Genomic DNA, 26,017 nt, shown 5'->3' on the forward strand with positions numbered 1-26,017 from the left:
TGCCCCCCAGCCCCCTCTCCATCACTGGAGAGGGGGAGTTTGGGAAAGTTATTTCAGACTCATTCCTAAGTCTTTAACTATTTGATTATTTCTACTTTGTTGTCTTCTTAAATTGTCTGAATCAGGATAGTCAGGATTCACAGGATAAAAGGCCATTATGCAAATCTTGTTAATCCTGAACATCCTGGGCATCCTGATTCAGACACCAAAAATAGGAAGCTAAGATAAGCTAACAAAGTAGAATTATAAGGGGTTGAAAAATAAAAGAGGGAAACGATGATGCAAAAAGATAAAAATGTAATACTTGCTGACAGTATAAAGCGTCTTCTTAGGCGGGGTGCAACCAAATCATTGCAGAAAATCATAAAAAAAACCCATGCCGCTGATCTCTCTCTTGTCTTCAGGGAACTTTCAAAAAACAACCGCCTGAAAATGTTTAATCTGATGACAGACCCTGAACAGAAGGGCGTTCTTCTTTCAGAGCTTGAAGAGAGCATTTTCCTGGAGCTGATTGCCCAGCTTGATCTTAAAGTGATTGTTGAAATCTTTGAGAATATGGCTGCTGATGATGTGGTCGAGCTTCTTGGATATCTTGAGGAGGAGCTTGCAGACGCAATCCTTGAAAAGATGAAAAATGAGGACTCCCTGGAAGTTGAGCACCTCATGAGCTATGGAGAGGACACGGCAGGAAGCATAATGGTGCCTGATTTCATTGCAATCAAGGAAAATATGGGGGCAAGTGATGTTATAAGCGCTCTTCAGAATGACTATGCAGATGTTGAGATGCCTTTTTACATCTACGTTGTGGATGAATATGGCAAACTTGTGGGGGTGTGTTCACTCCGGCAGCTTGTGGTGGTTCATCCCCAAAAACCTTTAAAGGAGTTTATGGCAACGGATATTGTCTCTGTCAATACCTATACAGATCGTGAAGATGTGGCAGAGATTGTTGCACGCTATGACTATCTTGCGGTTCCGGTTGTTGATGATGATAATCGCCTTGTGGGTATTGTAACAGTTGATGATGTCATTGATATTATAAGTGAAGAGGCAACCGTTGATATTCTTAAAATGGCAGGTGTTGGTGAAGACTATATTGAAACCCAGACAATCTTCAGGGGAACCAGAATTCGTCTTCCATGGCTTTTTACAAGTTTTCTTGGGGGGCTTGCCGCTTTTTTCATAATAGGTGGTTTTGAGGCAAGTCTTGAAAAATACGCCTATCTTGCGGCATTTATTCCTGTTATCATGGGTATGGGTGGTAATATAGGAACACAATCTTCAACCATAGTTGTCCGTGGTATTGCCACCGGTAGAATAAATACAAGGGACTTGTGGTCGGTTGTATCAAAGGAACTTGCCATCGGAATAATACTTGGACTTGTTTATGGGCTTTTTATAGGGGTTGTGGCAAAAATTCGTTTTTTTTCAGAACCTCTCTCCCTTCAGCTCTCCATTTCCGTATGTCTTGCTGTTATATCCTCCATGTCTGTTGCCGCCCTTGTGGGCTCTCTTGTTCCAATGCTTTTTGAAAAAGTCAACATTGATCCTGCGGTTGCTACAGGACCGTTTGTCACAACCTCTGTGGATATTGTAAGTGTTTATTGTTACTTCATGATTGCAACATTGTTACTGGGAATCTAACCTTAACCCTCATAGTCAAATGAGATTTCGGCCACCCCCGAATAAGGAAAATTGTATCAATGTCCGGCATACTTCATATCAGATTTAAGTAGTTTACACTTCTTGTCTGGAGTAGAGACGCAATGCATTGCGTCTCTACCGTTGCGTCTTTACCGTTGCGTTTTTACCGTTGCGTCTTTACCGTTGCGTTTTTACCGTTGCGTCTTTACCGTTGCGTCTTTACCGTTGGGTTATTTTGCCATTGAAAAAGTGTAAACCGGCAAATGAAGGATGGCCAATTTCGGCAAGTTTCATTAATCAGTTTACACTTTCCCTATCACTATCCCCATTTTTAGGGATTGAGATCAAAAAAAGTGTAAACTACTTTTGGGGTAATATGAAACATGCCCCAATTTCCACTGTAAAATTTAAGATCTCAAGAAGAGAGTCTGCGATGAAATCATTTTCAACTGATGCCATTCTTCTGAAGCGTATAGAGTATGGTGATTACGATTTAATAATCACCTACTTTACCCGTTCCATGGGCAAAATATCTGTTATGGCCAAAAATGCAAAAAAGAGTATGAAAAGGTTTGCAGGTGCACTGGATCCCTTTATTGCAATGAATATTGAGTGTTCGTGGCCTAAAAGGAAAAATGCCCTCCCGATATTAAATGGCCTGGAGCTTGAAAACCCTTTTGCCCATATACGCACATGTGCCACAAAGACAGGTTATGCAAGTTACTGGCTTGAGATGATAAATTCATGGATGGAAGAGGGCAGGCCGGATGATGATCTTTATGAGCTTATATACTATGTTCTGGAAAGCCTGAATGCCGGCCATATTCCGGCAGAGGTACTGAGCCTGCTTTTCCAGATTCGGTTTATGGCCATATCCGGATTTACACCCAATATCACAAGTTGCGGCGATTGCGGTGTGTCACTTGATGAAATTCACCAGCAGATGGTGATATTTGATTTAAAAGCAGGAAAACTTGTTTGTAATAAATGCTGTTCAAGCAGGGATATCTCTGGTGATGAGAACGGCGTTTTGGTTTCAAAAGGGACATTAAAACAACTCTCCTGGATGAATACCAATGATATAAGACGGGCAGAGAGACTTAAGTTTTCAGTCAATGCCTTAAGGGAGGGAGAAAATCTTCTTGAAGGATTTATTCCCTGTCATATTGGCAGGAATCTGAGAAGTTTGATATTCCTGAAACGCATCAGACGATCTTTTTCTTAAAGACTTTTTGGCATGCTTCATTTTTCAGTTTACACTTTCCGGAGAGACAACTCTGAATGGCGTGAACCTCTCACAAAAGAGTGTAAAGTACTTTTGAGATCATATGAAGGATGCCGAATTTTTTCTTAAAGACTTTCATGCATCGTTGTGATGCCATCGCTATCATGAGGGGTTATTTGAAACATGAACTTCAGAAAAATTCTTGAAAAACAGCCTGTAAAAGCGTCGGTACCATGCCGTATTGATCTCGGAGGTACTCTGGATATAAGCACATTTTTCCTGCCGCTTGCCCATCTTGATCCGGCAACATTCAATATTGCCCTTAATATGAGAACAACAGTCACTTTGTATCCCTGGAAAGATAATCACATAAAAATCACTTCAAGGGGGTTTGAGGGAGCCGAATTTGAGGCGGAACTTGCACCATTTAAACATTCAATGGGTTTGATGTTTGCTGTGGTTCGTTATTTTAACGGACACGGAGTTCATGTTCATATTGAATCCGCATCCCCGCCAAGAAGTGCTCTGGGTGGATCTTCAGCAGCGGCAGTTGCCATGATTGGAGCTTTTTTAACTGCCATGGGAAAAAATGTAGAGCCTTCACATGCGGCGCTGCTTGCCCACTATATTGAATCCAGTGTTGCAGGAGTTCCCTGCGGGTTACAAGATCAATTGGCTGCGGCCTGGGGGGGGATCAACTTCTGGCACTGGACAATGGACAGCCGTGGCGTGCAGTTTATCAGGGAAAATATTTCCGAAGGAGCTTCAGAAGGATATTCATGTGATGATATAAACAATCACATACTTGTTGCTTACTGCGGTATTCCCCATGTTTCAAGTGATATCAACAAAAGATGGGTGAACCGGTTTCTTTCAGGAGAGGATCGTGATAAATGGAGAGATATCATTAATATAACACACATGTTTGTTGATGCTTTTAAAAACCGGAATTACAGCCGGGCTGCTGAGTTGATGAACAAGGAGACCCGAATAAGAATGGAGATGACACCCGATGTCCTTGATCATACAGGCAGGCAATTTTTTGAAGCAGCCTCAAAAAGAGAATGCGGAGCAAGATTTACCGGTGCCGGAGGTGGTGGTTGTCTCTGGGCAATAGGAGAGTCAGAATCCATTCAAGCTCTCAAGGAAGAGTGGAAAGACATAACCCATACTAAATATAATACAAAAGATAATACACCCCAATCCTCAAGTAACGATGAAGAAATCGGCGGTTTACTTTATACAGCGATTGATTTTCAGGGGATTTTGACCGATTTTTAAGTACCTTAAAGAATGAGCACGAAATAACATTCCCATTTTAAAATATACATATTATCAGATTGAATGGGTCTGTATTATGGAAATGGGTAAATTGTAAAAATTTCATCCCTTAGTTGGTCAGACACTTAGCTAAAATCGATATAATGACTAATCTATAAAAGAAAATAATTATGGTTTTATCCACACCTAAGTACTCTAAATCACAAGTTAATAAGGCAGGAGAGATCCTGATAAAAGATAACCCTTCGATGAACGAATGGATGTGGGCATATGATGTTTTAGATAATTGGCGGTCATGTCATGGATATCCGATAAATACCTTTCAGGCGACTCTGCGTAATAAGTTGAAAGCTGTTGATAAAGATGCCCTTGTGGCCCAGCGATTGAAACGGATGCCTTCAATTATCAGCAAGCTCAAACGCTTCAGATCAATGAAACTGGCTCGGATGCAGGACATAGGGGGATTAAGATCTGTTGTATCAGATATGGAGAAAGTCCGTGAACTTGAAAAAAATTACAGAAAAAGCAGGTTTAATCATGATCTAGTTTCAATAAAAGATTATATCAGCAACCCTAAAGAATCAGGATATAGAAGCATACATCTTGTGTATAAATATAGTAACAGTAAAGCTCCCGAATACAACGGACTGCATATAGAATTGCAAATCCGGTCAAAATTACAGCATTATTGGGCAACCGCTGTGGAGACAATGGGAACATTTCTGGAGTATGCACTGAAGTCAAGCGAGGGGCCGCAAGAGTGGCTAAATTTTTTTTCTTTAACCGGCTGTGCTTTTGCTTATCTGGAAAATACCCCGCCTGTTCCCGGCTATAAAGGAAAAAGCAGGGAAGACATATATTCTGAAACTTTAAATGAGGCAGAAAGGCTATGTATTTACGATAGATTACAGGCATTTTCGATAGTAGCCAAAAGGATTCGCATAGAAAAAAAACAGGGTTCTTACCATCTTATCATACTTGACCTTGACCAAAAGATTGTTTCAGTCCAGACATATTCACGAAGATATCTTGAAACAGCAAACAGAGAATATGCCAAATACGAAAAACGTATCTCTATGGGAGAAAATCTTCAGGTAGTACTTGTTTCCGCAGGCTCTGTTGATAATCTTCGCCGTGCCTATCCCAATTATTTTCTGGATACAGGAGAATTTATCAATCAATTGAGAAAGCTTGATGAAATTTCAAAAAGCTAACCAGCATTTTATTTTTCATTGAATACTGAAAATAAAAAATATAATGGGTAACTTTGATTAAAGTTATCCGCAACAAAAAATGACAGAAGCGAGATAAAAAATGAATTTTCAAGATGTAATCCTAAATTTACAGAAATTCTGGGCAGACAAGGGATGTGTGTTAATACAGTCCTATGACGAGGAGGTAGGAGCAGGAACTTTTCATCATGCGACCCTCCTCAAATCACTTGGCCCGGAGCCATGGAAAACAGCCTATGTTCAGCCTTCTCGGCGCCCAACAGACGGCCGGTATGGTGAAAACCCCAACCGCCTTCAACACTATTACCAGTATCAGGTATTGTTGAAACCTTCTCCGCCTGATGTGCAGCAGCAGTTCCTTGACAGCCTGAAAGTTATAGGAATTGACCCCATGGATCATGATATCCGGTTTGTTGAAGATGACTGGGAATCTCCGACACTTGGTGCATCTGGTCTTGGCTGGGAGGTTTGGTTAGATGGCATGGAAGTAACCCAGTTCACATATTTTCAGATGGCAGGAAGTCTTGAGCTGAAGCCTGTATCGGTGGAGCTTACCTATGGTCTTGAGAGGCTCTGCATGTATCTCCAGGGCGTTGATAATGTATATGACCTTAAATGGAATGATACCATAACCTACGGGGATGTCTATCATCAGCAGGAGGTTGAACAGTCACGTTTTAACTTTGAAGTGGCAGATATTGAAATGCTTTTTGATCTTTTCAAAAAATATGAGACAGAAGCACATCGTATTGTCAAACAGGGTTTTGTTCTGCCTGCCTATGAATTCTGCCTTAAATGTTCCCATACATTCAACCTCCTGGACGCAAGGGGAGCCATAAGTGTAACCGAGCGTACCGGATATATCGGAAGAATCCGTAATATTGCAAGGGAGTGCGCCAAAGCCTATGTGGCACAGAGGGAAGCACTTGGATATCCACTTTTAAGAGATGAAAAACAGGTGTAATCATGAGTGATTTGTTAATAGAGATCGGTGCTGAAGAGATTCCCGCCGGATATATTGTTCCAGCCCTTGATGCTTTCAGGGAAAGCGTGCTTAAAGCCCTTGAAAAAAACCGAATTGAGTATGGAGATGCAAAGTGCTTTGGTACACCACGTCGCCTTGCCCTGATGGTAAAGGATGTAGGAGAGATGCAGCAGGCTGAAACTGTAACAATTACAGGCCCTCCTGCAAGCGCAGGTTTTGATAAGAATGGCAATCCAACAATTGCTGCTGAAAAATTTGCTGAAAAAGCCGGAGTCAAGGTAGATGAAATAAAGATTGTGGATACTCCTAAAGGTCAATATCTCAGTGCCATAAAGACAGAAAAGTGCGAAGTCTCTGCAACCATCATTGAAGCAATGCTGCCCGAGCTTATTCTTGGAATTCCATTTCCAAAGAGCATGAGATGGGGAGATTTCAGCATAAGCTTTGCCCGTCCAATCATCTCACTTATGGCTCTTCTCGGTGAAACAGTTCTTGATTTCAGGCTGGAAGATATTCGATCATCCAACGAAACGTTTGGACATCCATTCATGCATCCAGGGCGGTTCAAGGTTGCAAACCCTTCAGAATACACGAAAGTCTTAAGGGATGCAGGTGTAATTGTTGACATGGATGAGAGAAAGCAGCTAATGCGGGAAAAAATCGAATCAGTTGCTAAAGAAAACAACAGTAAGGTGCTTGCAGATGAAAACCTTATTGATATTGTATGTAATCTGGTGGAATATCCCTTTCCGGTACTGGGCAAATTTGATGACGAGTTTCTTGAAGTACCTGACGAGGTTTTGATAACTGCAATGAGGGAGCATCAGAAATACTTCTCCCTTGTGGATGATAAAGGCAGCCTCAAACCCTGTTTTATTGCTGTTAACAACACCCGTACAAGGGATATGAATATTGTTGCAAAGGGTCATGAAAAAGTATTGAGAGCTCGTCTTTCCGATGCAAAATTTTTCTATAAGGTAGATCTTGAATCCACCATGGATAAGTTTGCCGAAAAACTTAAAAAAGTCACTTTCCATGCCCAGCTTGGATCAATGTTTGAAAAAAGAGAACGCCTTGTTCAGCTTGTCTCTTTACTGGCAGAGCTTCCTGAAAACGCAGAAATTTCTGCCCTGAAAGCCGATCTCATACGTGCAGCAGAGCTTTGCAAAGCTGACCTTGTAAGCCAGATGGTTATAGAATTTACAAACCTTCAGGGCATTATCGGAAGAAGATATGCTGAAAAGGGAGGAGAAACAGCAGAGGTTGCAAGGGCAATTGAAGAGCACTACAGACCCACACATTCAGGGGGGCAACTTCCAGAAACCCTTACAGGAAGGCTTCTTGCCATTGCTGACAAGATAGATACCATCTGCGGATGTTTTGCAATTGACCTTGTTCCAACAGGAGCATCTGATCCCTATGCACTGAGACGTCAAAGCATTGGTATCCTTCAAATAATGCTGGACTCAGGTTTTACATTTTCCCTTAAAGTTCTTGTTGAAAAATCTGTTGCTCTCTATTTTTCTGACAAAAAGACAATTTATGTTGCTGACAAAAAGAAACAGGCTCAAATTGTTGAAAATATCATTGGTTTTATCAAGACAAGGATGACAAATATGCTTGTGGAGCAGGGTTATACAAGGGAAGCTGTAGCTTCAGCAATCTCTGTATCCTGTGATAATCTCCCTGATACCCTTCTAAGGGTAAAGGCTCTGGATCTTCTCAGGAAGGCTCCTGATTTTGAGCCTCTTTCAGCCGCATTCAAGAGGGTTGTAAATATTTTGAAAAAAGCTGACCTTGAAGAACTTCCTGAAGTTAATGACGGGCTTTTTGAAAACGGAGCAGAAAAAAAATTGTACAGTGCCTGTACAGGCGTAGCAAGCAGGGTAAATGAGTTAACAAAAAATGGCAATTACGATGCAGCACTAAAGGAGATTGCTGCCATTCGCCCTGATGTGGATCATTTTTTTGATGATGTTATGGTTATGGTTGATGACAAAGCTGTAAGAAAAAACAGGATTGCACTACTTTCAGCCGTGGCAGCCATTTTTGAAAATATTGCTGATTTTTCACAAATATAAAGACAAAAACAAAGCATCCTTTATTTCCCAGTTTACACTTTCCGGAGATAAAACACTGAGTGTCAGGAGTCTATCACAAAAAAGTGTAAAATACTTTTGGGGGAATATGAAGAATGCCCAAAAACACTATCAAAAGGAGTCGTTGCAATGGCAGGAGGATATGATCCTGAAAAAGATAAAACCCTGAATGAATGGAAATGTGAAGAGACAGGTCTTATGATTTCTATTCATCAGTATGCAGATGGAGAGCCTAAACTTCAGATAGGCCCCAGAATACTCAAGAAAAAAGATGGTACAGACCGTGTACCCTCCAAGGCAGGTCGTCTAAGCATTGAAGATGTAATGTGGATTTATGACATCATAGATGAGGTAAAAGATGAGCTTTCCGACCTGGTCGGACCTGAATGATGACTCATTGATCCCTCCTTTGGGAGCAAGATATGCACCTGACATCGGTCAGTTTGCCTTTATGGTAAGCACCGAACCTGATGTCAGGTATCTTGAGGCAAATTCCGCTGACAAACGGTGTGTGCCTTTTTTTTTAGGCCGACTATTTACACTAAAAAACGATGCGACAGTTGCTGGCCCTTATCTTGGTTCTCCATCTGCTGCCATGATTCTTGAGTCCCTCATTACCAAAGGGGCTTCCCGTGTTGTGGTGGTTGGGTGGTGCGGCTCACTTTCAGATGATTTGAGGGCAGGGGACATCTTGATTCCTGACTCTGCAATATCCGATGAGGGAACATCCAGAAATTACATGGAAATGCCTCAAAGTGATGATTGTGAAAAATTTTGTGGGAATGGTTTAAAAAAAGTTTCTGATTTCCCCACAGTATGGCCATCTTCGACTCTTTCTCAAACCTTGAAAGCTTCCCTTGAAGAGCACGGCATTGAATGTAAAACCGGAAAAGTATGGACAACTGACGCCATTTACCGTGAGACCCGCAGGAAGGTTGATTTCTTCGCTAAGATGGGTGCTGTGGCCGTAGAGATGGAGTGTTCTGCCCTTTTTGCTGTGGCTCGGTACCGTAAGATTGATCTGGCTTCAATTCTGATTGTATCCGATACTCTTTCCAAAGAAGAGTGGGAACCTGGATTCAAGGCAAAACGCTTTAAAGAGTCCCGCAGGAAGGTGTTGGATATGATTCTTAATGATTTTCACCGGAATCCATTCTATGATGAAAAATTACGACAATAAAACCTCCCTTGCATCCGAAGCTGCTCAGCTTCAACAGGAGTTGACCCACCACAACTATCTATATCATGTTCTGGATGCCCCTCAGATATCCGATTCAGAGTTTGATAAAAAAATGGCAAGGCTACTTGAGATCGAGGCTTCCCATCCCCATCTTTCCACCCCGGATTCCCCAACAAAACGAGTCGGTGCTCCCCCGATTGAACTTTTTGAAACCGCTCCCCATGCCATTCCCATGCTGGGGCTTGATAATGCCTTCAATGACGGAGAACTTACAGATTTTCATAACCGTATTGCAAAACTTATTGAGAGGGATTCCTATGAAATCCTATACACAGTGGAACCCAAATTGGACGGAGTTGCCGTTGAATTAAGATATGAGTATGGCATATTGACCCTTGCCACCACCCGTGGAGACGGCATAATAGGTGAAGTTGTCACAGAAAATGTACGCACCATACGTTCCATTCCTTTAAAACTAAAAACCCCTGGAATGGGCAAAGACCAACATGCCATGGAGCCTGAATTTCCCACTCTTCTTGAGGTGAGAGGTGAGGTGATCATCAACCGTAAGGATTTTGAAAATCTCAATCAATCCCGTCTGGAAAAAGGAGAATATCTGTTTGCCAATCCCAGAAATGCTGCAGCAGGGTCATTGAGGCAATTGGATTCAAGGGTCACGGCAGCCAGACCACTATCCATGTTTGTCTATGGAACAGGGCTTGTGGAGGGCATGTCCATGAAAACAGAAACAGGGTACACTACAATGGCATCCCATTCTGAGATGCTGCGTACTCTTGCATCATTTGGATTTCCAGTAAATCCCCTGATTCGGGAAAAAGTTACTCTGCAACAGGCCATTGATTATTACCGTAAGCTTGAAGCACAGCGGGACTCTCTCCCATACGAAATCGACGGAGTGGTCATCAAGGTAGATGATCTTGCATTACAACAAGAACTTGGTGTGAAATCCAGAAGCCCCAGGTGGGCCATTGCCTACAAGTTTCAGGCAACTGAAGAGACAACAGTTGTTAAGGATATCATTGTCCAGGTGGGAAGAACAGGTACGCTGACACCGGTGGCACTGCTTGAACCTGTAAATATCGGCGGAGTTACAGTTTCAAGGGCAACTCTTCACAATATGGATGAAATTCAACGCAAGGATGTGAGGGTAGGGGACACTGTTGTGGTTATACGTGCCGGAGATGTTATTCCCAAGGTGGTCAAGGTCATTGAAGCCAATCGCACAGGCACCGAAACTCCATTTGTCATGCCATCAAAATGTCCTGTCTGCAACAGTGAAGTTCACAGGATGGAGGATGAGGCAGCGATCAAGTGCATAAATGCCTCATGCAGGGCGCAACTGAAAGAGCGGATCAAGCACTTTGTATCAAAAGCTGCCTTTGATGTTGATGGTCTTGGAAAAAAACTGGTGGAGCAGTTGGTGGAAAGAGAGATCATTACCTCCTTTGCAGATCTCTTTTCCCTTGAAAAAGTGGAACTTGCCGCCATGGAACGCATGGGTAGCAAATCGGCTGACAATATTCTCAATGCCCTTGAAAAATCAAAAGAAGTTCCACTGAAACGCCTTATCTATGCCTTAGGTATTGACCATACAGGAGAGAGTGCCGCACTTCTTCTGAGCCAAACATTTAAAACCCTTGACAGGGTAATGAACGCCACAAAGGAAGAGATGGAGGCCATCGACGGCATAGGCCCTAAAACAGCTGGGGCAGTTCATGATTTTTTCAGCCATGCCGATAACCTTGCCCTGATCGGTAAGTTGATGCAAAACGGTGTCACTGTTCTGCCGGTTGATGACCAAATCGGAAGCACTGAAAAACAGGAACAAAAGGGAAAAGGTGATGATGAAGTAGAAAGTGCAAATAATAAGGCTGAAGAGAATAGGGCGCAGGGCAAAATCTTTGTGTTAACAGGAACGCTTTCCAGTTTGACCCGGGCTGAAGCAAAGGAGCGTCTCCAGCAGGCCGGTGCAAAGGTCACGGGAAGTGTCAGTTCAAAAACAGATTATCTTGTGGCCGGGGAGTCCAGTGGCAGCAAACTTGATAAAGCAAGGAGTCTTGGGGTAACGGTCATTGATGAGCAGACCTTGATGTCAATGCTGGAGAATACTTGACCGAAAGATAAGGAAAAGGAGCATTCAATGAATAAACTTCCAAATCTGCCCACAGGAGATTCATCTTTTGAAAGCATTCGTCAAAATAAATATCTTTACGTGGATAAAACCCGACATATTTATCAATTGATTGATGAGGGTAAGTATTATTTTTTATCCCGCCCCAGAAGGTTCGGGAAATCCCTGACCATTTCTACTCTGAAATGCCTGTTTCAGGGGAAAAAAGAACTTTTTAAAGGACTCTGGATTACAGATGAAGCGAATGTGGATTGGAAATGGGACAGCCATCCGGTAATTTTTATTGATTTTAATGAAATCAGCCATGACACATCGGAAAATTTGAAAGTAAGTTTGAAATGGCATATTGAAAATCAAGCATTGATAAATGAGATTCAGTTGACGAGTTCCCTGCTGAAAGATCAATTTAAAAACTTGATCGTTTCCCTTCATAAAAAAACCGGAAAACCTGTGGTGATCTTGATTGACGAATATGACAAACCCCTGATCGACCACCTGGGAAAAGGGGAGGGTGCACTCAATATTGCCAAAACCAACCGGGAAATTCTGAAAGCCTTCTTCGGTGTACTAAAAGGTGGCGAGGTTGCACCTCTCCTGCGTTTTGTATTTATCACAGGGGTTTCCAAATTTAGCAGGGTTTCCATTTTTTCGGAACTTAACAACCTTAAAGATATAACCATGGTCGAAGCCTATGCAGAGATGCTCGGATATACCCAGGAAGAGCTTCAAACCTGCTTTGCACCCTATATAACCCGTTTTTCCGAGGAACGTGGCATACCTGAAGCTGATATTGCAAATACATTGAAGCTGCACTATAACGGATATCGTTTTTCAGATAAAAACAGTAAGGTTTACAATCCTTTTTCAGTTCTCAACGCCATGGATCATATGAATTTCAAGTACTACTGGTTTGAAACAGGCACTCCCACCTTTCTGGTGAATCTCTTGCAGGAAAACAACTGGTATCTGCCAACCCTTGAAAACATGCAGGCCACTGAAGCCCTTTTCAGCGTATATGAACTGGAACGCCTGCAACCCGAAGCTCTTCTGTTTCAGACAGGTTATGTGACCATAAAGGATATAAGAGGGCGACTTTATACTTTTGGATATCCCAACCAGGAAGTCAAGACAGCATTTCTTGAAAATCTGTTTTATGCCCATACCAGAGGCATACAGGAGCCTTCCCGTTTTGTTATGCTCTCCGACTACCTTGAGCGTGAAGATTTAGATCTGTTTATTGACACCATGACCGCCATTTATGCATCCATTCCCTATACTCTGGAAAGTAAGCGGGATGAAGCATACTTTCATACAATTTTTTATCTCATGGTGTGTGCGTCCGGTGTGGATGCCAAAAGCGAAGTCCTGACCTGTGTCGGGCGGATCGACCTTGTAATGGAATTTGAAGAGAAAGTGTTCATCATCGAATTCAAGTGTAATCAGAGTGCGGATGTGGCTATTGAACAGATTCGGGTAAAAAATTACGCAGATCCCTATTTTCATACCGGAAAAAATATTATCTTGATGGGAATCAATTTTGATACCAAAAAACATAATATTGCCGGCTGGAAATATGAAAAAATGACAAATACAAACAAAGAGTAATTATGGATATATTTTTAACGGAAAAACATCAAATTGTCAGACACTCGGTCAGAGCCTTTGCCCAGCGTGAGATCATTCCGATTGCAAAGGAAATTGACGAGGAACAGCGATTCCCCTGGGAAGTTGTAGAGAAAATGGCAGCCCTTGGATATCTTGGCGTCCAGGCACCCAAGGAGCTGGGCGGAGCCGGTATGGATACGGTGAGTTATACCCTTATCATAGAAGAGCTCTCCAATGCATCGGCTGCCCTTGGCTTGTGTGCCTCTGTCCACAACAGCGTGGCGCTGTATCCTCTCCTTGCCTTTGGCAATCGAGAGCAGCACGAGCGCTTTGTTCCGGATTTGGCTTCTGGGAAAAAGATCGGGGCATTTTGCCTGACCGAGCCTAACGCCGGTTCCGATGCCTCATCCATTGAAGCCACCGCCATTTTGGATGGGGATCATTACATCGTCAATGCCAATAAGGTGTTTGTCACCAATGGCGGTATTGCAGAGACTTGTCTTATTTTTGTCAGAACCGATCCAGCCGCCGGCTCCAGGGGAATCAGTGTTATTGTGGCTGAAAAGGGGACTCCTGGATTTGTTGTGGGAGAAAATGAAAACCTTTCAGGTATGCGTGCCAATCCTGTATCCTCTATCCGTCTCAGCGAATGCCGTATTCCAAAGGAAAATCTCCTTGCGAAAGAAGGTATGGGCCTTAAAATAGGACTTGCAGGACTTGATACCGGACGAATCGGGATTGCAGCCCAGGCTGTGGGAATTGCACAGGCTTCCCTTGATGAGGGTATCAAATATGCAAAGGAGCGAATTCAGTTTAAGGTACCCATTGCAAACCATCAGTCTATACAGAACATGATTGCAGATATGGGAACCAAGGTTGAGGCAGCACGCCTTATGGTTTATCGGGCAGCTTTGTTAAAGGATATGGGTAAGCCGTTTTCTAAAGAGGCAGCCATGGCAAAACTTATGGCCAGTGAAACAGCATGTCAGGTAGCAGATATGGCAGTGCAGATCCACGGTGGTTATGGATACTCAAAATCTTATCCTGTGGAGCGTTATTACAGGGATGCTCGGGTGACCCGAATTTATGAAGGAACCAGTGAGGTGCATCGCATTGTAATTGCAAGAAATTTACTTTCATAGAACGAAAATACAGGAATTATATATATGGCATTGAATATTGTTGTCTGTGTAAAATCTGTGATTCATCATGCACAACCGGAAAAAACAGACGCGCTTCACAAAATATGGAATTAAACCCCTTTGACAGGCCGGCTCTTGAGATGGCACTCTCCCTGGTCAGGGAGTATCAAGGAGAGATAACCGTGGTAAGCATGGGGCCTCAAAATGCAACTTTTGGACTCTATCAGGCCATGGCCATGGGAGCAGACAGAAGTATTCTAATCTGTGATCCCGCTTTAAAGGAGTCGGATACCTACATAACGGCAAAGGTACTTGGCACAGCCATCAAAAGGCTTCATGCCGTTGATATGGTGCTGTTTGGCACACGATCTTCAGACAGTGATACCGGTCATGTGGGGCCTCAGACCGCTGTTATGCTCGGATTTCCATTTGTCGGCAATATTCACCAGATAAACCTGGTCAACCAAATTAATGAGATTAATAAGAAAAATGAGAATAATAAGGTTGATAAGATTAATAAGGTAAATCTGACTGCTGGAAATGAAAATGTGTGGAAGGTGGAAAATGATATGGATGGCTATATGGATACCTTTGAAATAAGAGCTCCGGCAGTGTTTAGTGTCAGCTCTTCCTATGGAAACGAAGAGTCAGGCGCAACAACATCCCTGTATGGCATTGAAGATGCTTTTGAAAAAACAAAATTGAGTTCTGGAACAATGAAATTCTGGAACTTAAACCCCATGAAACCGGGCTTGGAGCTTCTCCCACAAAAATTGTGGCCTGGAACAAGGCAAAAAAAATCAAACAGTGTACCTTTATTGAGGGGGCACCGGAACAGAAGGCTGAGCAACTGGCGGAAACACTATTGCATGCAGGGCTTGTGGGGTAATATCAATGAATAAACTGACCAATGACATATGGGTTCTGGGAGATACAAGAAGCCTGTCACTGCTGAACAGCAGTCTGAATGTACTTGAAGGTGCCCGGGAGCTTGCTGCGTTACGTTCAGAGGTAAAATCCCGCACGGTTTTTGTTCTGATGAAAGGAGCTGCTTGTGAACAAGAAGATGAATCTGTTCAATTGAAGGATGCTATGGAAAAAGCCGTTTCTCATGGTGCAGACAAGATTCTTGTTCTTACTTTTGCTTCCAAGCAAGCTGATATTTTAACCGGAACATACTCCCGTATGCTGGCTAATGTTGTGCAGAAAAAACAACCGCTGGTATGCCTTTTTCCATTGAATGCCATGATGCGCGAAATAGCTGCCCGCACTGCATTTTTGTGTCATTCCGGGCTTATTGCCGACTGTTTACGCTTCAAGTATGAAAATGGCGAGATAATTGCTGTGTGTCCATCCCACGGTGGGGAGATAATGGCTGAACTTGGTTTTTCCGATAGATCAAAAACCGGATTTATCACTGTTCAACCGAATGCATTCAAGAGAAAAGAGATTCAGAAAAAAAATCAAACCGATACTTTTTCCCCAAAATCTCAATCCATTCCACAAGCGCTTGATCTTGAAAAACTTCATCTTGATGAAGTTGAATTTTATGAAGAGATAAAATTTCCAGAAGATTGCGAAACACTTTTTTATGAAGAAGCTCGACTTATCTCCAGAAGGCGTAAAACTTTTTCTCCCCAAAGCCTTGAGACTGCAAACAAGGTTGTTGCAGGAGGTGCCGGACTTGGCAATGTTGATGGTTTCAGGGGATTAAGAAAACTTGCCGCTGCACTGGGTGCCCAGATAGGTGCGACAAGGCCGCCGGTTTTGTGGCACTGGACAGATGAAGAGAGTTTGATCGGACAGACCGGAAAAAGCATCCGACCAGAATTGCTTATAACAGTCGGTACATCAGGAGCTGTCCAATATACAGCAGGTATCACAGAAGCAAAAAAAATTGTGGCTATAAATAAAGACCCAGGAGCGCCGATTTTTCAATTTGCAGATATCGGTATAGTTGAAGATGCGGCCATTTTCATTCCTTTATTTACTGACAAGGTTCAAAAAATTGCAATGCGATCACTTGCGGACAGCATTGAAAAAAGATCAGGGCAGGGCAGTGAAAATAGTATTGGGGGATATGATGAGTCTGAGGGCGGTATTGCTGCTCACAATAGTGCTGATTTTGGCTCAAAATTAATGCAAATGAGAACTGCTCATCAGTTATCCCAGGATGACCTTGCCCACAGAACAGGCAGAACACCTGAGTTTATTGAGGAGCTTGAAAACAATCGAACAACTCCGTCCGTCGGGTTTATGATTCAGCTTGCAGAAGTATTTGGAGTTGATTCAGGTACGTTTCTCAATGAAGATGAGCGATCTGCACTTTCAGGTAACAGAGCAAAGGAATATACAAGAAGAACAGCCAACTATTATTACCAGACTCTGACCCCTGGTGCGGAAAATGAACATCTTCGTGTTTTTATGGTGACCATAGAATCCAACAAGAAACATAAACCAGTGGCATACCGTCATGAGGGAGAAGAATTTGTCTATGTCATGGAAGGAATCCTTGAGTTAACCCTTGAAGGCAAACCTCATAAACTCATGGCCGGAGAATCCATGAAGTTTAATTCCCAGACTCCTCATCAGTTGAAAAGTCTTGGCTCAAAAGACACAAGATGCCTGGTGACGCTCTACACGCCTTGATTTTTGACATCCTTATTTTTTGAGTGAGTTATCTGGAAATCTATAGAATCGTTATTATGTAACAGCCAAATGCCTGTTGATTTTTAAAAAATCCATAAAATCAAAAGTGACAAATTTGATATAATGTTTTGTCAATTTTTTAAGTCCAGATAATATATATTATGTTAACTTTTTAATTTATTTAATTCTGACATCTTCAAATTTTTAAACCCTTCGCTTTTTAAACCCTTTCATGAGCAAATCTTAAAATCTTAAAAAGTTGAGATGCCCGGATTTTATTTTGCTTCCTTTAAACAAAATTCAGCTTACCGAGACATATTGGTTTTTCCATATGCACCAAAGCTGTTTTTAATTTTTGTTTGTTATTCTGAATCCACTGTTTTATAAATATTAATTTTGTGTTAAATGACAGAATTCTGCAATTGTATGGAAGGATTATGGTAGAAAAACAGGATCTGGCACATATTTACACGGTTTCCAGCCTCACAAAAGAGATAAAGAATCTTCTTGAGGAGCGATACCCGTTTGTCTGGGTTACAGGGGAAATTTCAAACTTTGCCCTGCCCTCTTCCGGTCACGCATATTTTTCACTTAAAGATGCTGACTCAATTATAAATGGCGTAATGTTTCGCAACCAGATAAAAAGGCTTGGTTTTAATCCGGAAAACGGAATGAAAATCACAGCTCTTGGAAGAATTTCTCTTTACGAACCAAGAGGCTCTTACCAATTAATAGTTGAGCATATGGCACCTGATGGTGTGGGTGCTTTGCAGGTTCGTTTTGAACAACTTAAAAAACAGCTTGCACTTGAAGGTCTTTTTGATAAAGCCCATAAAAAGCCCATTCCGTTTCTGCCTTCAAAAATAAGCATAATCACATCTCCTACAGGTTCTGTTATCAGGGATATCATACAGGTCACATCCAGAAGATTTTCGGGTTTTCATCTTGAAATTGCACCTGTAAAGGTTCAGGGAGAATTTGCTGAACAAGAAATTAAGCAGGCAATTGAAAATATTAACTTAATGGCAAAGCAAAAAGAGACTTCTGTCATACAAAAACAAAAGCCATCAGAGCTTATTATAATTGCCCGTGGAGGTGGTTCCCTTGAAGATCTTTCACCGTTTAATTCAGAAACTGTTGCAAGAGCTGTTTTTGCATCCGAAATTCCGGTTATTTCCGCAGTGGGACACGAAACCGACTTTACAATATGTGACTTTGTTGCTGATGTGAGGGCTCCAACCCCTTCGGCAGCAGCAGAAATAGCTGTTCCGGAGAAAAGGATTCTTCTAAATAGTGTCAATGTTATGCAAAACCGCTTAATCAATACTTTACAACAGCGGATGCTTAATTTAAAAAAACACCTTGAGGATCTCAAGACCAGGATAAAAAGCCCCAAAGTACTTATACATGATATGCAGTTAAGAGTTGATGATCTTGAGCAGCGGCTAATACATCGAATGAAATGGCATATTTCAGGAAGTCGTGATCAACTCGGGTGGCTCAAAAGCTTGTTGGGCACGAGTAATCCACAAAAAAAAATTCCTGCTCTAAAAGATGACATTGAACATTTGACAACAAGGCTGAACATTGCCTTAAAAGGAAAAATCAGTCAACATAAAGCCGCTCTTGATTCAGCAACTGCAAACCTTGAAGCCCTGGGCCCTATGGCTGTTCTTAGCAGAGGGTACAGCATAACCCGCCGTTGTCGTGATAATCACATTCTGCGGTCAGCTTCAGAAGTCAGTAATCATGACAAAGTGGAAATAATTCTTTCAAAAGGAACTCTTGTGTGCGAGGTTTCAGAAAATTCAAAAAAAATATAACTGTGTAAGGCTAACTCCCCTACGCTAAAGAAAGAGTCTGTAATGGCAAAGAAAAAAACATTTGAATCATCACTTGAAGAGCTGGAACTGATTGTAAAAGAACTTGAATCAGGTAATCTGCCCCTTGAAGATGCCATCAAAAAATTTGAATCCGGAATGAAATGCTCCAGATTCTGCCTTGAAAAATTGGATGAGATCGAAAACAAAATTACCATTTTAATAAATGACGGTAATGGAAATTTGCAGGAAAAACCGTTTGACAATGAATAAATCTATTAATATCACAACAGATACACTTTTTGACCTTTCTGCCTATTTAAAAGAGAAAAGAGCAATTCTGGATGATTATCTCAAAAAGGTAATCCAGGAATTAAACCCTGAAAATGAACTTGCAAAAGCCATTGAACACTCTCTTATGGCCGGTGGCAAAAGGCTAAGACCAATACTTGCCATGGCTGCTGCCCAGGCCACAGGAAAAGATTTTCGCCTGGCTCTGCCGGCTGCCTGTTCAATTGAGATGATTCACACTTACTCTCTGATACATGACGACCTTCCGGCAATGGATAATGATGATCTGCGCCGAGGCATTCCAACGTGTCACAAGGCCTTTTCAGAAGCAACAGCCATACTTGCAGGAGATGCACTGCTTACCCACGCCTTTACCATTCTTACACATAATCCACGGGCAATGTTTGACCCCTGCCCTAATGATGAAATTTTGTTTAAGCTTGTTGCCATGATTTCCCGTGCTGCCGGTGCACACGGTATGGTGGAGGGACAGATGATGGATATGCAGGCAACAGGTTTTTTAGATCAGCACAATCAAAGCAAAGTTAATATTGACAACTGCCTTGCTCATCTTAAAAAACTGCATGAACTGAAAACAGGAAAAATGATAGTTGTAAGTGTTGAATCAGGAGCTCTGTCAGCAGGAGCAGATCCAGATCAGATTGAGCGTCTTGCCAAGTATGCCGGTAAAGTGGGGCTTGCCTTTCAGGTGGCAGACGATATACTCAATGTTGAAGGAGATCCTTATGTGATGGGAAAAGCAGCCGGTTCCGATGCCATGAATAACAAGATGACCTTCCCTGCCCTTCTGGGACTTGAGCCATCCAGAACATTTGCCCGAAATTTAATTCAGGAGGCACTTGAACCATTGAATACCTTTAATGAAAAAGACATTCTGCCCCTGAAAGCAATTGCCGGCTATATAGTTGACAGAAAAAGATGAGATGTTTTTGGGCATGCTTCATTTACCGTTTTACACTCTCCAGGGAAGCAACCTTATTTTTAAGGATATTTCTCAAAAAAGTGTAAAGTACTTTTGATGCGATATGAAGGACGCCTGTTTTTGAGGCATTTTTTAGGAGAACACCATTGACCTTGCTCAGTACCATAAAAAACGGCATTGACCTTAAAAAAATACCAAGGGAACAGTTACCTGCACTTGCCAGGGAGATAAGAGAACGTATTATTGCAGTTGTCTCAAAAAGAGGTGGACACCTGGCATCAAGCCTTGGTGTTGTTGAACTGACACTTGCAATACACTATGTCTTTGATATCCCGGGGGACAGTCTGGTGTGGGATGTTGGACATCAGGCATATGCCCATAAACTTCTTACAGGAAGGGATGCCCATTTTGATACCCTTAGAACATACAAGGGTATTTCAGGATTCACAAAAAGAAGCGAAAGTCCGTGTGATGCCTTTACTGTGGGGCACAGCAGCACATCAATCTCGGCAGGTCTTGGCATTGCTGTGGGTAAAAAGCTCAAAAAGAATAGATCAAAGGTTATTTCAGTAATAGGAGATGGCTCCATGACAGCCGGCCTTGCATATGAAGGGCTTAATCAGGCAGGGGATTCCGACAGTGATCTTATAGTCATCCTCAATGATAATGATATGTCAATATCACCCAATGTTGGTGCCCTTTCATCTTTTCTTAGCCGAACACTTTCAGCTAACTATCTCCAGAACATGAAAAAAGATTTTGGATCGTTTCTGAAAAAACTTCCTGGGATCGGCTATGACATATATCAGTTTGCCAAAAAATCTGAAAATTCATTTAAGACATTTGTAACCCCAGGTATGTTGTTTGAGGCATTTGATTTTGACTATTTTGGCCCAATAAACGGCCATCGTCTTAATCATCTAATTGATATAATGGAAAATATAAAGATGCTGGAGGAGCCTGTTCTTCTGCATGTAACCACCACTAAAGGCAAAGGATATTCTCCGGCTGAAAAAAATCCAGTCTATTTTCATGGTGTCGGTGCATTTGATGTTACCACAGGAAACGGCAACTCTTCCGGCAAAAAGAATCCTGTACCCACCTACACGGAAATTTTCGGAAAAACCATCACCAAACTTGCAGAGAAAAATGAACACATTGTTGCTGTAACAGCAGCTATGCCAGAAGGGACAGGTCTTATTGGTTTCTCAAAAAAATTTCCGGACAGGTTTTTTGATGTGGGCATAGCTGAACAGCATGCTGTCACCTTTGCTGCTGGTATGGCATCGCAAGGGATGAAGCCTGTTGTCGCAATTTACTCCACTTTTATGCAGCGTGCATATGACCAGATACTCCATGATGTCTGCATTGATTCCCATCATGTTGTTTTTGCCCTTGACAGGGGGGGTATTGTGGGAGAAGACGGCCCCACCCATCATGGGCTCTTTGATTTTGCTTTTTTAAGGAACATTCCCAACATGACCATTATGGCTCCGAAGGATGAGCAGGAACTTGCTGCAATGCTTGTTGCTGCAATCCAACATAATGGCCCCATTGCTGTTCGATATCCAAGGGGCAAAGGGGTTGGAGCGGTCTCTCCAGACTCCCCTGATTATCTTTTAATTGACAATCCCATAAAGATCGGGAAAGCGGAGATTATCCATAAAAGGAGTACAACAACCAGAAAAACCAATGCCGAAATTGTCACCCAAAAAGTGACAGCGCCCAGAAAAACTGATACCGAAATTGTCAGTCAAGAAGTGACATCATTGGAAAAAACATCTGATAATAAATTATTTTCTAATGCAGCAGAAACAGGGAAAAATATTCTTATCATTGCTGCTGGAAGAACTGTTCAGGAGGGAATAAAGGCCGTTGAAGAGCTTGAAAAAATGGGCATCTCCCCTACCCTTGTCAATGCACGCTTTATAAAACCCCTTGATGCTGAATTGATACTTGAACTTGCAAAAGAGATACCATTGATAATCACAGTGGAGGAGCATGTTCTTGATGGAGGATTTGGAAGTGCTGTGCTTGAGCTTCTTGCAGACAACGATGCAACAGGATGTAGGGTAAAAAGAATCGGAGTTAAAAACAGGTTTGTGGAGCACGGTTCCCAGGATATTTTAAGATCAGAATATGAGGTTGATGCCAGAGCAATTGTCAGGGCAGCAAAACAGCTTACAGAACAAATTGCTTTGTAAACGGGCATGATTGCGTATCAATCACCCCCAAGTATAAAAATGATAGCTATTTTGGCATGTTTCATTTACCGCTTTACACTTTTATGATTCGTATTCCCTTTTTCAAAGGCTTTACATCTGAAAAGTGTAAAGTGCTTTTGGATGAAATGAAGGATGCCGCTATTTTCACGGTAAATCAACCGACGGTTTAAACGTGATGAACCTGTAAAAAGTCCGAAATAGAAAACTCGCTATTAATAATTTCAGCATGTTACAACTCAAAAAAAGCTGAAATCTGGCTTTTTACGAGACCATCAAACTTGAAGAGTGAAAATGATGCTCAGGATAAATAATCCTGCCTTATCCTGTTATGTTGATCCTGGGTATCCTGATTCAGAAATTGTTGACAAGGCTCAAAAGATCATAGCTGTCCGCTTTGAGTGCTTACCATAACTATAGGACTTTACGAGCAGGTAACAGGGCATATAAAAAATTTGAAAAATAGCGTAAACTCCAGACCAAGACTTGATATTCTGCTTGTTGAAAAAGGCATTGTCCAATCACGGGAACGGGCACAGGCACTTATAATGTCCGGAAACATAATGGTCAATGGCTTTAAGATTGACAAGGCTGGAACCCGTGTTGACCAGGATTCGGAAATCACAGTTAAAGGTGACGATATTCCCTATGTAAGCAGGGGCGGACTTAAACTTGAAAAGGCCCTGAGAGACCTTAAACTTGATATTACCGGAATGACATGCCTTGATATTGGAGCATCAACGGGGGGTTTTACTGATTGTCTTCTTCAATCTGGAGCAAGTGAAGTTTATGCTGTTGATGTAGGTTATGGGCAGCTTGCATGGTCACTGAGGCAGGACCCAAGGGTTCACGTTATTGAAAGAACCAACATAAGATTCATGGATTTTGAAGTAATCGGCAAGAAGATGGATCTCGTAACAATCGACACATCATTTATCTCACTGAAACTTGTGGTGCCCGCATCTGAAAAATTCATGAAAAAAGATACATTAGTTCTCGCATTGATCAAGCCCCAATTTGAAGCAGGCAAGGAGAGAATAGGTAAGAAAGGTGTGGTAAGAGACCCTGCTGTCAGGCATAAAATAGTGGAGGAAATTGAACTTTTTTTCAGACAGAGAGGCTATGAAACCGGAGAGATCATTGAGTCTCCTGTCAAAGGACCCAAAGGCAATATTGAATTTATACTATCCATGCGATACGGAATCCGCTTATTAAATAAAAATCAATAACTTACGGATATATCAGTATATTTCAAATAATGCACTTTTAATAATAGCAATCAATTGAAAAGGAGCTGTAATGACTGAAAAAATCAAAAAAATGAGAAACGTCGCTCTGGCTGGCCATGGGGGTGCGGGTAAAACTTCTCTGGCTGAGGCAATGCTTTTTAAGGCAGGCGTTATCACCCGATTTGGAAAGGTGGAAGAAGGAAACACTGCCATGGATTTCCAGCCGGAAGAAGTGAGAAAACAGCAAAGTGTAAGCAGTGCTTTTCATAAATATGCCTGGAAAAAGCACCAGGTTACCCTGATGGACACACCTGGGGACCAGAATTTTATTTCATCTGCCACAACATGTATTCCGGCCGCTGATAGTGTGATTATGGTTATTGACGGAGTGGATGGACCAAGCGCCATGACTGAAGTTGTGTCAGATTGTGTTGCAAATTATAATCTGCCTTCTGTACTTTTTATTAATAAACTGGACAGGGAGAGATCCAATGTAGAATCCATTGTTGCTGCCTGTGAAAAATCATTGAAAAGAAAGGCCATTGTTGTGCAGCTTCCAATTGGCTCTGAAGCTGATTTCAAGGGAGTTGTGGATATAGTGGCCGGTAAGGCATATGTTTATGATGGTGATGGAAACAGTGAAGCAACTGATATTCCTTCTGATATGGCTGATGAAGTCGAAGCGGCAAAAGAGGCTTTTGTAGAAAATATTGCAGAACTTGATGATGAGCTTCTTGAAAAATACCTTGAAGGGGAAGAGATATCTGAACAGGAACTGATTGATACATTCCGTAAAGGTATTCTTGCATGTGAATTTTCTCCAGTTATCTGCGGTTCTGCCACAAAACTGATTGGTATTGACCTGCTGTTTGACTTTATTAACAATGCCCTCCCCTCACCTTTGGATCGCGGAGCATGGACAGCAAAAGCCAGAAATGGTGAAGAGCTTCAAATCATGCCGGAATCTGACGGGCCCTTCTATGGATTTGTTTTCAATACCATTGTTGATCCATATGCAGGACGTCTTTCGGTTTTCAGGGTTATCTCAGGTACACTTGGCAAAGAGGGGAACTTTCTCAATGTAAACAAAGACGCAAAAGAGAGATTCACACAGCTTCTTGAGATAGTCGGAAAGGAGCAAAAACCTGTGACAGAAGCTCTTCCAGGCGCCATTGTTGCAGTTGCAAAGCTGAAAGAGACTTTTACCGGCGATACCATGAGTGATGACAAAGAGGTCATGTTTGATGCCCCTGCCCCCATGCCGCCTGTTATCTCCTTTGCTGTCTCTTCCAAAAATCAGGGAGAGGAAGATAAGGTGCATGGTGCATTGAGAAAAATAATGGAAGAAGATACAGGTCTTCATCTGAAACGAGAACTTGAAACCAACGAAACCATTCTTTCGGGACGTGGCCTTGTTCACATTGAAACAACCATTGAAAAAATTAAAAGAAAATTCAATGTTGAGATGGAGATCAACACTCCCAAGGTTCCATACAGAGAGACATTTAAAAAGAAAATCAGAGTACAGGGACGACACAAGAAACAGTCCGGAGGCCACGGACAGTTTGGAGACTGCTGGATTATTCTTGAACCTGGCCCCAAGGGAAGCGGATTTGAATTTATTGATAAAATTGTCGGAGGCTCAATTCCCAAAACATATATACCGGCAGTGGAAAAAGGTGTTGTAGAAGCATCCCAGAAAGGTATCCTTGCTGGATTTCCCTGTGTGGATTTCAAGGTAACAGTTGATGATGGAAGTTATCACTCTGTTGATTCCTCTGAAATGGCCTTTAAAATGGCAGGCTCAATTGCCTTTAAAAAGGCTGCTGAGCAGGCAAGTGCCACCCTGCTTGAACCAATCATGAAAATTTCCATAGTAATACCGGATGAATATACAGGTGATATAATGGGTGATCTCAACTCCAGGCGTGGCAGGGTTCTTGGAATGGACACCGAAGGCGAAAAACAGGTCATCAATGCCCACGTTCCAATGGCAGAGATCCTAAGATATGCACCTGATCTGAGATCCATGACTGGTGGACGCGGAACATTTACCCTTGAATTTGACCATTATGATGAGGTTCCAGGTGATATGGCACAAAAGGTCATAGAGAAAATCAAGGCTGAAAGAGAAGAGTAGTATATTAAAAAACACAGCAAATGGGGCATCATAGAGACGAAGAGATAATATAGAGCCTGTTTTTAAATGGAAAATCCTGTAAAATGAGATTATGACTGACGAGTAATTTTAAAATCAGGCTCTTTTCATCAATCCCCATTTGTTCCCTTTAAAAGCTAAACTCAAAGGTCGAAAGTCG

General features: G+C 42.0%; 19 protein-coding genes. All 19 read left to right on the top strand.

Features of this window, described 5'->3' with window-relative positions:
- The first annotated feature begins 276 nt into the window (after positions 1 to 276).
- The 19 genes from mgtE to fusA all read left to right on the top strand — a co-directional run bounded on the left by mgtE (position 277) and on the right by fusA (position 25,839).
- On the top strand, positions 277 to 1,644 hold the full coding sequence (gene mgtE, locus MTBBW1_RS01325) for a magnesium transporter (protein WP_245809210.1): 1,368 nt from the start codon (positions 277 to 279) through the stop codon (positions 1,642 to 1,644).
- Between the two features lie 433 nt (positions 1,645 to 2,077).
- On the top strand, positions 2,078 to 2,869 hold the full coding sequence (gene recO / locus MTBBW1_RS01330; protein WP_080799655.1) for a DNA repair protein RecO: 792 nt from the start codon (positions 2,078 to 2,080) through the stop codon (positions 2,867 to 2,869).
- A gap of 183 nt (positions 2,870 to 3,052) precedes the next feature.
- Positions 3,053 to 4,150 (top strand): GHMP family kinase ATP-binding protein, encoded by a 1,098-nt coding sequence (locus MTBBW1_RS01335; protein WP_080798055.1) that lies wholly within the window; start codon positions 3,053 to 3,055, stop codon positions 4,148 to 4,150.
- Between the two features lie 170 nt (positions 4,151 to 4,320).
- The gene (locus MTBBW1_RS01340) at positions 4,321 to 5,364 is read left to right on the top strand and encodes a RelA/SpoT domain-containing protein (protein ID WP_080798057.1); all 1,044 of its coding nucleotides are present in this window, start codon (positions 4,321 to 4,323) and stop codon (positions 5,362 to 5,364) included.
- Between the two features lie 100 nt (positions 5,365 to 5,464).
- Entirely contained in the window at positions 5,465 to 6,346 is an 882-nt protein-coding gene (locus tag MTBBW1_RS01345) for a glycine--tRNA ligase subunit alpha (RefSeq protein ID WP_080798060.1), read from the top strand.
- Between the two features lie 2 nt (positions 6,347 to 6,348).
- Complete coding sequence (gene glyS / locus MTBBW1_RS01350) at positions 6,349 to 8,448, top strand: glycine--tRNA ligase subunit beta (protein ID WP_080798062.1); 2,100 nt, start codon at positions 6,349 to 6,351, stop codon at positions 8,446 to 8,448.
- Positions 8,449 to 8,595: 147 nt separating this feature from the next.
- Positions 8,596 to 8,856, top strand: coding sequence for a hypothetical protein (locus tag MTBBW1_RS01355; protein WP_080798067.1), 261 nt, complete (start codon positions 8,596 to 8,598; stop codon positions 8,854 to 8,856).
- A complete protein-coding gene (locus MTBBW1_RS01360; RefSeq protein WP_080798069.1) occupies positions 8,825 to 9,646 on the top strand; it encodes a nucleoside phosphorylase in 822 nt (273 codons plus the stop codon). Before MTBBW1_RS01355 ends, MTBBW1_RS01360 begins: the two co-directional genes overlap by 32 nt.
- Positions 9,624 to 11,780, top strand: a complete 2,157-nt coding sequence (gene ligA, locus MTBBW1_RS01365; protein WP_080798071.1) for an NAD-dependent DNA ligase LigA — start codon at positions 9,624 to 9,626, stop codon at positions 11,778 to 11,780. The genes MTBBW1_RS01360 and ligA overlap by 23 nt, the downstream gene beginning before the upstream one ends.
- Positions 11,781 to 11,807: 27 nt before the next feature.
- The gene (locus tag MTBBW1_RS01370) at positions 11,808 to 13,403 is read left to right on the top strand and encodes an ATP-binding protein (RefSeq protein ID WP_080798073.1); all 1,596 of its coding nucleotides are present in this window, start codon (positions 11,808 to 11,810) and stop codon (positions 13,401 to 13,403) included.
- A 2-nt stretch (positions 13,404 to 13,405) separates the two neighbouring features.
- Entirely contained in the window at positions 13,406 to 14,545 is a 1,140-nt protein-coding gene (locus MTBBW1_RS01375; protein ID WP_080798075.1) for an acyl-CoA dehydrogenase family protein, read from the top strand.
- A gap of 104 nt (positions 14,546 to 14,649) precedes the next feature.
- On the top strand, positions 14,650 to 15,447 hold the full coding sequence (locus MTBBW1_RS01380; RefSeq protein ID WP_080798078.1) for an electron transfer flavoprotein subunit beta/FixA family protein: 798 nt from the start codon (positions 14,650 to 14,652) through the stop codon (positions 15,445 to 15,447).
- Entirely contained in the window at positions 15,440 to 17,194 is a 1,755-nt protein-coding gene (locus MTBBW1_RS01385) for an FAD-binding protein (RefSeq protein WP_080798081.1), read from the top strand. The genes MTBBW1_RS01380 and MTBBW1_RS01385 overlap by 8 nt, the downstream gene beginning before the upstream one ends.
- A 437-nt stretch (positions 17,195 to 17,631) precedes the next feature.
- Positions 17,632 to 19,017: an exodeoxyribonuclease VII large subunit gene (xseA, locus tag MTBBW1_RS01390; RefSeq protein ID WP_080798084.1), complete on the top strand. Its 1,386-nt coding sequence runs from the start codon at positions 17,632 to 17,634 to the stop codon at positions 19,015 to 19,017.
- A 42-nt stretch (positions 19,018 to 19,059) separates the two neighbouring features.
- Positions 19,060 to 19,287 (top strand): exodeoxyribonuclease VII small subunit, encoded by a 228-nt coding sequence (gene xseB, locus MTBBW1_RS01395; protein ID WP_080798086.1) that lies wholly within the window; start codon positions 19,060 to 19,062, stop codon positions 19,285 to 19,287.
- Complete coding sequence (locus MTBBW1_RS01400) at positions 19,280 to 20,248, top strand: polyprenyl synthetase family protein (RefSeq protein WP_080798089.1); 969 nt, start codon at positions 19,280 to 19,282, stop codon at positions 20,246 to 20,248. Before xseB ends, MTBBW1_RS01400 begins: the two co-directional genes overlap by 8 nt.
- A 146-nt stretch (positions 20,249 to 20,394) precedes the next feature.
- Positions 20,395 to 22,452, top strand: coding sequence for a 1-deoxy-D-xylulose-5-phosphate synthase (gene dxs / locus MTBBW1_RS01405; RefSeq protein WP_080798092.1), 2,058 nt, complete (start codon positions 20,395 to 20,397; stop codon positions 22,450 to 22,452).
- Between the two features lie 419 nt (positions 22,453 to 22,871).
- Positions 22,872 to 23,699: a TlyA family RNA methyltransferase gene (locus tag MTBBW1_RS01410; protein ID WP_342743872.1), complete on the top strand. Its 828-nt coding sequence runs from the start codon at positions 22,872 to 22,874 to the stop codon at positions 23,697 to 23,699.
- 70 nt (positions 23,700 to 23,769) lie between these two features.
- Positions 23,770 to 25,839, top strand: coding sequence for an elongation factor G (gene fusA / locus MTBBW1_RS01415; protein ID WP_080798095.1), 2,070 nt, complete (start codon positions 23,770 to 23,772; stop codon positions 25,837 to 25,839).
- The last annotated feature ends 178 nt before the right edge of the window (positions 25,840 to 26,017 follow it).

It is taken from the genome of Desulfamplus magnetovallimortis, from assembly GCF_900170035.1.
GTDB lineage: Bacteria > Desulfobacterota > Desulfobacteria > Desulfobacterales > Desulfobacteraceae > Desulfamplus > Desulfamplus magnetovallimortis.